At 69.7% G+C, this 5,349-nt stretch carries 6 protein-coding genes; all 6 read right to left on the bottom strand.

Translation table 11 applies throughout. The features are described 5' to 3' along the window. Positions 1–683, bottom strand: a 683-nt coding sequence (gene gltX, locus Q0716_RS03230; RefSeq protein WP_299019577.1) for a glutamate--tRNA ligase, incomplete at its 3' end; no start/stop codon positions are given. A gap of 10 nt (positions 684–693) precedes the next feature. Beyond that, on the bottom strand, positions 694–1,932 hold the full coding sequence (locus Q0716_RS03225) for an O-succinylhomoserine sulfhydrylase (RefSeq protein ID WP_299019575.1): 1,239 nt from the start codon (positions 1,930–1,932) through the stop codon (positions 694–696). Between the two features lie 2 nt (positions 1,933–1,934). Then, complete coding sequence (gene purF, locus Q0716_RS03220; protein WP_299019573.1) at positions 1,935–3,449, bottom strand: amidophosphoribosyltransferase; 1,515 nt, start codon at positions 3,447–3,449, stop codon at positions 1,935–1,937. 17 nt (positions 3,450–3,466) lie between these two features. After that, positions 3,467–3,952: a CvpA family protein gene (locus Q0716_RS03215; RefSeq protein ID WP_299019571.1), complete on the bottom strand. Its 486-nt coding sequence runs from the start codon at positions 3,950–3,952 to the stop codon at positions 3,467–3,469. 3 nt (positions 3,953–3,955) lie between these two features. Next, the gene (locus Q0716_RS03210) at positions 3,956–4,621 is read right to left on the bottom strand and encodes an SPOR domain-containing protein (protein WP_299019569.1); all 666 of its coding nucleotides are present in this window, start codon (positions 4,619–4,621) and stop codon (positions 3,956–3,958) included. A gap of 40 nt (positions 4,622–4,661) precedes the next feature. Then, the coding region (locus Q0716_RS03205) for a cyanophycin synthetase (RefSeq protein WP_299019567.1) at positions 4,662–5,349 on the bottom strand (688 nt) is incomplete at its 5' end.

Below are 5,349 nucleotides of genomic sequence, written 5' to 3'. Positions count from 1 at the left end.
AACGCGCGGATGATGTTGATCTGGCGCGGGGTGTTGTTGACGTGGTCGTCGCCGCGGATGACGTGCGTGATGCGCATGTCGATATCGTCGACCACCACGCAAAAGTTGTAGGTGGGCGTGCCGATCTCGCCCAGCGGGGCCTGGCGCGCGATCACCAGGTCGTCGAGCTCGTCGTTGCGAATCTCGATGCGGCCTTTGACCTTGTCGTCCCAAACCACACTGCCCGTGGTGGGATTTTTGAAGCGAATGACCGGCAACACTCCGGAGGGCACGGGCGGCAGGGTCTTGCCCGGCTCCGGGCGCCAGGTGCCGTCGTAGCGGGGCTTGAGCTTGGCCGCCATCTGGCGCTCGCGCAGCGCCTCCAGCTCCTCGGGCGTCATGTAGCAGTGGTAGGCCAGCCCGGCCTGTAGCATCTGCGCGATGACCTCGCGGTAGCGCGCCATGCGCTGCATCTGGTAGTAGGGGCCTTCGTCCGGGGTCAGGCCCAGCCACGCCATCGCCTCCAGGATGACGTCCACCGCCGCCTGCGTGGAGCGCTCCTGGTCGGTGTCTTCGATGCGCAGGATGAAGTCGCCGCCGTGGGCACGGGCGAAGGCCCACGGGTAGAGCGCCGAGCGGATGTTGCCCAGGTGAATAAAGCCGGTGGGCGATGGGGCAAAACGGGTACGGATACGGATGGTCATGATGAACGGGTCAGGCCAGCGCGTCGAGGCCACGCGCGAGGTCGGTCACGATGTCGTCGACATGTTCCAGCCCCACGGAGACGCGAATGAGCGCCTGCGAGATGCCCGCGGCCTGGCGCTGCGCCTCGGACAGGCGCCCGTGCGAGGTGCTTGCGGGATGGGAACAGAGGGTTTTCGTGTCGCCGAGGTTGGTCGACAACGACAGGGTCTGCAGCGCGTCGAGCACGGCGAAGGCGCGCGCCCGGCCCTGCTCGGGGCTGGCGGCGTGCACCTCGAAGGCGACGATGGCCCCGCCGCAGCCGGACTGCTGCCGCAAGGCCAGCGCGTGCTGCGGGTGGGAGGGCAGTCCGGGATAGTGCACGCGCGCCACGGCCGGATGGGCCTGCAGCCACTGCGCCAGGCGCAGCGCGGTGGCGCTCTGGGCCTGCATGCGCAGGTGCAGCGTCTCCAGCCCCTTGAGCACGACCCAGGCATTGAAGGGCGCCAGCGTCATGCCGGCACTGCGCAGGACCGGTAAAAACGCCTCCTGTACCAGCGCCGCGCGGGCGCACAAGGCACCGGCCATGACGCGGCCCTGCCCGTCGAGGTATTTGGTGCCGGAGTGCACGACGATGTCGGCGCCCAGCGCCGCGGGGCGCTGCAGCGCGGGGGTGGCAAAGCAGTTGTCCACCGCCAGCAGCGCCCCAGCGCGATGCGCGATGTCGGCCAGTGCCGCGATGTCGCACACCTCGGTCAGCGGGTTGGTGGGTGTCTCGGCCAGCAGCAGCCGGGTCTGCGGGCGCAGCGCGGCGCGCCAGGCGTCCAGGTCGGTTTGTGGCACGAACGTGCTGTGCACCCCGAATTTCGCCAAGTCCGTGCCGATCAATTTGATCGTGGCCCCGAACATCGACTGCGAGCACACCACGTGGTCACCCGCCTTGAGCAGTCCCAGGCACAGCATGAGGATGGCCGCCATGCCGGAGGACGTGGCGATGGCGGCCTCGGTGCCTTCCAGCGCCGCCAGCCGCTGCTCGAAGCTCGCCGTGGTGGGGTTGCCGTAGCGGGCGTAGGTGTAGCCCTCCTCGTCCCCGGCAAAACGGGCGGCCGCGGCCTCGGCGCTGGGCTGCACGAAGCCACTGGTCAAAAACAGCGCCTCGCTGTTTTCGCCATACGGGGTGCGCGGCGACGCCACCCGCACCGCCGCCGTTTCGGGATGCCACGCGGGGGCTGGCGCGGCGTCCTTCGCGGGTCCCGGGGGTGGGTGGTCCATGCTCATCCCTCCTGCGCGTTGGGCAGCGCCAGCCGCGAGGTCTCGGCATCCTCATCCGTGGCGTCGCGGGCACACTGGCGCGGGGCGTTCATGGCGGCCACCGACTCCAGGGTGACGTCACCCGTGATGTACACGCCGTCGAAACACGACGCCTCGAACCCGCGCAGCGCGGGATTGAGTGCCGCCACTGCGCGCTTCATCGCGTCCACGTCCTGGTAGATCAGGGCGTCGCAGCCAATGATCTGACGGATTTCCTCGACGGTGCGGCCATGGGCCACCAGCTCCTGCTGGGTGGGCATGTCGATGCCATAGACGTTGGGGTAACGCACGGGCGGTGCGGCACTGGCCAGAAAGACGCGATGCGCCCCCGCCTCGCGCGCCATCTGTACGATCTCGCGGCTGGTGGTGCCGCGCACGATCGAGTCGTCCACCAACAGCACGTTGCGGCCCGCGAACTCGCTGGCAATCACGTTGAGCTTTTGCCGCACCGACTTCTTGCGCACCGCCTGCCCGGGCATGATGAAGGTGCGTCCGACGTAGCGGTTTTTGACGAACCCTTCGCGGTACGGGCGCCCGATGAGGCGCGCCACTTCCATCGCCGCCGGGCGGCTGGACTCGGGGATGGGGATGACGACGTCGATGTCCGTCGGCGGCACGGTGGAGATGACGCGCGTGGCCAGCGCCTCGCCCATGTTCAGCCGCGCCTGGTAGACCGAGATGCCATCGATGACCGAGTCGGGGCGTGCCAGATAGACGAATTCGAAAATGCACGGGTGATGCGACGGCGCGTGCGCGCACTGGCGCGCCACGATCTGCCCATCCAGGCCGATGAAGACCGCCTCGCCCGGTGCCACGTCGCGCTCGAAGCGGTGCCCGGTGCCTTCGAGTGCGACCGATTCGCTGGCGACCATGACCGTGCCATCCGCCCCCCGCCCCAGGCACAACGGGCGAATGCCGTGCGGATCGCGAAACGCCAGCATCCCATGCCCGGCGATGAGCGCCACCACGGCGTACGAGCCACGCACGCGCCGGTGCACGGCGGCCACGGCCGCAAACACGTCATCGACCTGCAGCGGCACCCCGCGCGTGGCGCGCTCCAGCTCATGCGCCAGCACGTTGAGCAGCACCTCGGAGTCGCTCTGCGTGTTGATGTGGCGGTGATCGACCCGCGCCAACTCTTCCTTGAGGACGTGGGCATTGGTCAGGTTGCCGTTGTGCGCGAGCACCAGGCCAAAGGGGGCGTTGACGTAGAACGGCTGGGCCTCTTCCTCGCTGGCGGCATTGCCGGCCGTGGGATAGCGCACCTGCCCCAGACCACTGGTGCCGGGCAACGCCCGCATGTTGCGCGTGCGAAAGACATCGCGCACCATGCCTTTGGCCTTGTGCATGAAAAATTTGTGCCCCAACTGGGTCACGATGCCAGCGGCATCCTGCCCGCGGTGCTGCAACAGCAGCAACGCATCGTAGATGAGCTGATTGACCGGCTGGGTGCTGACCACCCCAACGATGCCACACATGGATTTTCGTCCTCGCTCTACGGAAAATAGACCGCCACCGTATCGGGCACGAGCGGCTTGAGCACGCCCAGCGCACGCTCGAGCCAGCGCGGCCCCTGCGCCTCGCGCCAGGCAGCAGCGTCAGCCCAGGGCGTCTGCCACACCAGCAACGCGGCCGCCAACAACAGCACTGCCCCGCGCAACACGCCAAACAGCCCCCCGAGCGCCCGATCCACGGGCCGCAGCCCCACCGCCTGCGCGCCCTGCCGGGCGAGCGTTGCCAGTGCCCCTCCGGCAAAAGCGGTGAGCACGAACAGCACCGCGAAGCCCGCCGCGTACCGCAACGGCTCTCCCCAGTCTGAAACAGGCAGCCACGCCGCTGCCTCCAGCGCCCAGCGATGCGCAACCACGAAGGCGGCCAGCCACGCAAGTACCGACAAGACCTCGTACAGCAACCCACGCCACAGCCCCAGCCCGACCGAGGCCGCCAGCACCGTCAACAACATGACATCGACGGCAGCCATGACTCAAAGCGTCAACACCGCCGCCGGCAGACCCAGACCCTTGACCTTTTCGGCCGCTTTTTCGGCCTCGGCGCGGCTGTCGAAGGGGCCGACCCGCACCCGGATGCGTTTGCCCTCGGGGGTTTCGGCCACGTGGATGTACGTCTTGAGGCCCGCGCGCTCCAGGCGCTGGCGCACCTCTTGGGCGCGTGCCGGGTCGGCGAACGCACCCACCTGCACCACGACGCGGACCTTGGCAGCGGCATCCGCCTGCGGACGCGCCGGCGCCGCAGCAGCCGGGGAAGGTGCCGCCGGCGGCGAGGCGGGTGCATGGTCGGCGACCGGGGCCGGGCGTTCGACCCGCTCGGCGGGGGGTGCGGATGCGACAGGTGCGGGGGGCGGCGCCTCGGCCGCCGCGGGAGGTGGTGCCGCCTCGACACGCGGCGCCGGAGGCGGCAGCGGCGGCGCAGCGTGACGGGACGGAATCTCGATGGCGATGTCCACCGGCACTGGCCGCGGCTGCGATTCGAGCAGCCAGGGCAGCCCAATCACCGCTGCCAGCACCAAAATGGCGGCTCCGATGAGGCGTTGCCGCGCGCGGCGGCGCAGGGCCTCGACCGACAACGGCGCCGCCGCGCCCCCGCCCGCGGAAGGGGACGATGCGTGGGAGCCGGAACGGTGTGCAAACATGCGTCAGAGGCGGTGATGGTGGGAACCGAGTGCGAGCGCGTCAGGGCTGCAGGTGCTTCGCGCCCAGGCGCGGCAACCCGTGCTGCAACACGCCGCCCACCGTGTAGAAGGACCCGAATACCACGATTCTACCCGCGGGGTCCGCCGTCGCCAGCGCGGCCTGCAGCGCCGCCTGCGGGTCGGAGTGGATGTGGGCGACGGCATCGCGGCGCCGCGTCGTGGCATGCCACAGCGCAGCCAAGTCGGTCGCCCGCGCGGCCCGCGCCGTGGGCAGATCGCAAAAATGCCAGGCGTCGATGAGGGCGTCGAGCCGCTCGAGCATGGGCCGCACGTCCTTGTCGGCCATGGCGCCAAACACCGCCAGCGTCTGGGGATAAAAACCCATGGCGTCCAGGTTTTCGGCCAAGGCCGCCGCCGCGTGCGGGTTGTGCGCCACGTCCAGCACCAGCACCGGCTGTCCCGGCACGATCTGAAAACGCCCGGGCCACTCCACGCTGGCCAGCCCCTGCCGCACCGCCTGTGCCGCCACCGGCAGGCGTGCGTGCAGCGCCTCCAGCACCGCCAGCGCGCCCGACGCATTGATCAGCTGATTGACCCCGCGCAGCGCAGGATAGGCCAGCCCCGCATAGCGGCGCACCCTGCCCTGCCAATTCCATTGCTGCCGGTCCCCGCCATGACGAAAATCGCGCCCGGCCAGCCACAGGTCCGCACCGACTTCGAGCGCGCGC

The sequence above is a fragment of the uncultured Tepidimonas sp. genome (assembly GCF_938045175.1).
GTDB lineage: Bacteria > Pseudomonadota > Gammaproteobacteria > Burkholderiales > Burkholderiaceae_C > Tepidimonas.
The sequence above is the reverse complement of the archived record's forward strand: the minus strand, read 5'-3'. Positions and strand labels throughout refer to the sequence as shown.